This window comes from Asticcacaulis sp. P2_C5 (genome assembly GCF_056404555.1).
The window spans coordinates 2,501-5,703 of the sequence record NZ_JBFUDU010000029.1 but is presented as its reverse complement, the minus strand read 5'-3'; the positions used below and the strand labels follow the sequence as shown (position 1 = coordinate 5,703).

General features: G+C 53.3%; 1 tRNA gene and 2 rRNA genes (1 of these 3 cut by a window edge). All 3 read right to left on the bottom strand.

From position 1 onward, the window contains the following. Positions 1-5 precede the first annotated feature (5 nt). Positions 6-82 (bottom strand) — tRNA-Met (locus tag AC1DXO_RS26035). Between the two features lie 95 nt (positions 83-177). Further along, positions 178-292: ribosomal RNA gene (rrf, locus tag AC1DXO_RS26030) — 5S ribosomal RNA — on the bottom strand. Between the two features lie 82 nt (positions 293-374). Further along, positions 375-3,203 (bottom strand): 23S ribosomal RNA (locus AC1DXO_RS26025) (it continues 57 nt past the right edge of the window).

Genomic DNA, 3,203 nt, shown 5'->3' with positions numbered 1-3,203 from the left:
CGCTTTGGTTGCGGGGGCCAGATTTGAACTGACGACCTTCAGGTTATGAGCCTGACGAGCTACCGGGCTGCTCCACCCCGCGCCAAAAGCCAGCTGGAAACTAAAAAGACCGGAGGGCTTTAGGGGCCGCCCGGTCTTTGAGATGTAAGTGAAGGGTATTTTGACTGAGCTTAATAGACCTGGCGACGACCTACTCTCCCGCGACTTAAGACGAAGTACCATCGGCCCAGGAAGGCTTAACGACCGAGTTCGGAATGGGATCGGGTGGGGACCTTCCGGCATAGCCACCAGGTCAATTAAGCTCAGTTGAGAAGACATTGCRTGACGCGAACGACGCGGTGTTTTTRTGTTTRTYACATGTGTTTTATTGAGGAACGATCAAGCCGATCGGATTATTAGTACCGGTTAGCTTCACCCCTCGCGGGGCTTCCACATCCGGCCTATCAACGTGGTAGTCTACCACGATCCTCAGCGAGACCTTGTTTTGAGGTGGGTTTCCCGCTTAGATGCTTTCAGCGGTTATCCCGTCCATACTTAGCTACCCTGCTGCGCGGCTGGCGCCACGACAGGTCCACCAGAGGTATGTCCATCCCGGTCCTCTCGTACTAGGGACAGATCCTCTCAAGTCTCGAACACCCACGGCAGATAGGGACCAAACTGTCTCACGACGTTCTGAACCCAGCTCACGTACCACTTTAAATGGCGAACAGCCATACCCTTGGGACCTGCTCCAGCCCCAGGATGTGATGAGCCGACATCGAGGTGCCAAACTTTGCCGTCGATATGGACTCTTGGGCAAAATCAGCCTGTTATCCCTAGAGTACCTTTTATCCGTTGAGCGATGGCCCGTCCACGAAGGACCACCGGATCACTATGGCCGACTTTCGTCTCTGCTCGACTTGTCAGTCTCGCAGTCAGGCGGGCTTATGCCATTGCACTCGTCGAGCGATTTCCGACCGCTCTGAGCCCACCATCGCGCGCCTCCGTTACACTTTGGGAGGCGACCGCCCCAGTCAAACTACCCACCACGCCATGTCCCGGACCCTGATAAAAGGGTCTCGGTTAGACGTCAGCAACAATAAGGGTGGTATTTCAAGGATGGCTCCACAAGATCTGGCGACCCTGCTTCATAGCCTCCCACCTATCCTACACATGTTGATGCTAACGCCAAGGCGAAGCTATAGTAAAGGTTCATAGGGTCTTTCCGTCTGACCGCGGGAACCCCGCATCTTCACGGGGAATTCAATTTCGCTGAGCCTATGCTGGAGACAGTGGGGAAGTCGTTACGCCATTCGTGCAGGTCGGAACTTACCCGACAAGGAATTTCGCTACCTTAGGACCGTTATAGTTACGGCCGCCGTTTACCGGGGCTTCAATTCGCAGCTTGCACCACTCCTTTTAACCTTCCGGCACCGGGCAGGCGTCAGACCCTATACGTCGCTTTACAGCTTCGCAGAGCCCTGTGTTTTTGATAAACAGTCGCTACCCCCTAGCTTGTGCCACTCACTCCCGGTTGCCCGAGGTGAGTCACGCTTATCCCGAAGTTACGCGTGCAATTTGCCGAGTTCCTTCAGCATAGTTCTCTCAAGCGCCTTGGTATACTCTACCTGACCACCTGTGTCGGTTTCGGGTACAGTCTCTGTGTGAGTTATTTCCAGGGACAACGCCCCTGCACGGACAATCCAATAAGCCCGTACAAGTTATGCCATCCGTCACTTCACACTGGCTCCGGAATATTTACCGGATTCCCATCGACTACGCCTTTCGGCCTCGCCTTAGGGGCTGGCTAACCCTGCGCAGATTAGCTTTACGCAGGAACCCTTGGTCTTTCGGCGAGAGTGTCTCTCACACTCTTTATCGCTACTCATGTCAGCATTCTCACTTCCGATACCTCCAGCCAACCTCGCGATTGACCTTCACAGGCTTACGGAACGCTCCGCTACCGCTCAACTCACGTTGAACCCATATCTTCGGCGCATGGCTTGAGCCCCGTTACATTTTCCGCGCAGGATCGCTTGATCAGTGAGCTGTTACGCTTTCTTTAAAGGATGGCTGCTTCTAAGCCAACCTCCTGATTGTCAAAGCAATCCCACATCGTTTCCCACTTAGCCATAACTTGGGGGCCTTAGATGATGGTTAGGGTTGTTTCCCTTTTCACGACGGACGTTAGCACCCGCCGTGTGTCTGCCGAACAGTTCTCCTGGGTATTCGGAGTTTGGTTAGAATTGGTAGAGCTCGCGCCCCCCGCATCCATCCAGTGCTCTACCCCCCAGGGAATAAATTCGACGCTCTACCTAAATAGATTTCGCGGAGAACCAGCTATGTCCAGGTTTGATTGGCCTTTCACCCCTATCCACAAGTCATCCCAATCTTTTTCAACAGATATGGGTTCGGACCTCCAGTACGTGTTACCGTACCTTCATCCTGCTCATGGATAGATCACCTGGTTTCGGGTCGTCATGCGACGAACTTGACGCTCTGTTCAAACTCGCTTTCGCTACGCCTACACCTAACGGCTTAAGCTTGCTCGGCACATGAAGTCGCTGACCCATTATACAAAAGGTACGCCGTCACCACGCTTGGTGGCTCCGACTGCTTGTAGGCTTCCGATTTCAGGATCTGTTTCACTCCCCTTGTCGGGGTGCTTTTCACCTTTCCCTCACGGTACTTGTTCACTATCGGTCGTAGAGGAGTACTTAGGCTTGGAGGGTGGTCCCCCCATGTTCAGACAGGATTGCACGTGTCCCGCCCTACTCGAGTCTCTTGCTATTTGATGTCTACGGGGCTGTCACCCGCTATGGCCGACCTTTCCAGATCGTTCGACTTTATATCACAAGAGCACTGGCCTGGTTCCCGTTCGCTCGCCACTACTAGGGAAGTCTCGGTTGATGTCCTTTCCTACGGGTACTGAGATGTTTCAGTTCCCCGCGTTTGCTTAATAAACCTATGTATTCAGTTTATTATACCTTTCAACAGCCGACTCATTTTAAGTGTGTCACCCCTAAGGGCGACATGAACATCGCATCAACTCAAGCGCACGGTCGTGCTTACCTCACCCCTAAGGATGCGGATAACCATGCTTGCCCAAGCTTCGTCATTGTTCCAGCTTAAAATGAGAGGACCGTAAAGGTGGGTTTCCCCATTCGGAGATAACCGGATCAAAGGGTGCTAGCGCCTCCCCGGTTCTTATCGCAGCTTGCCAC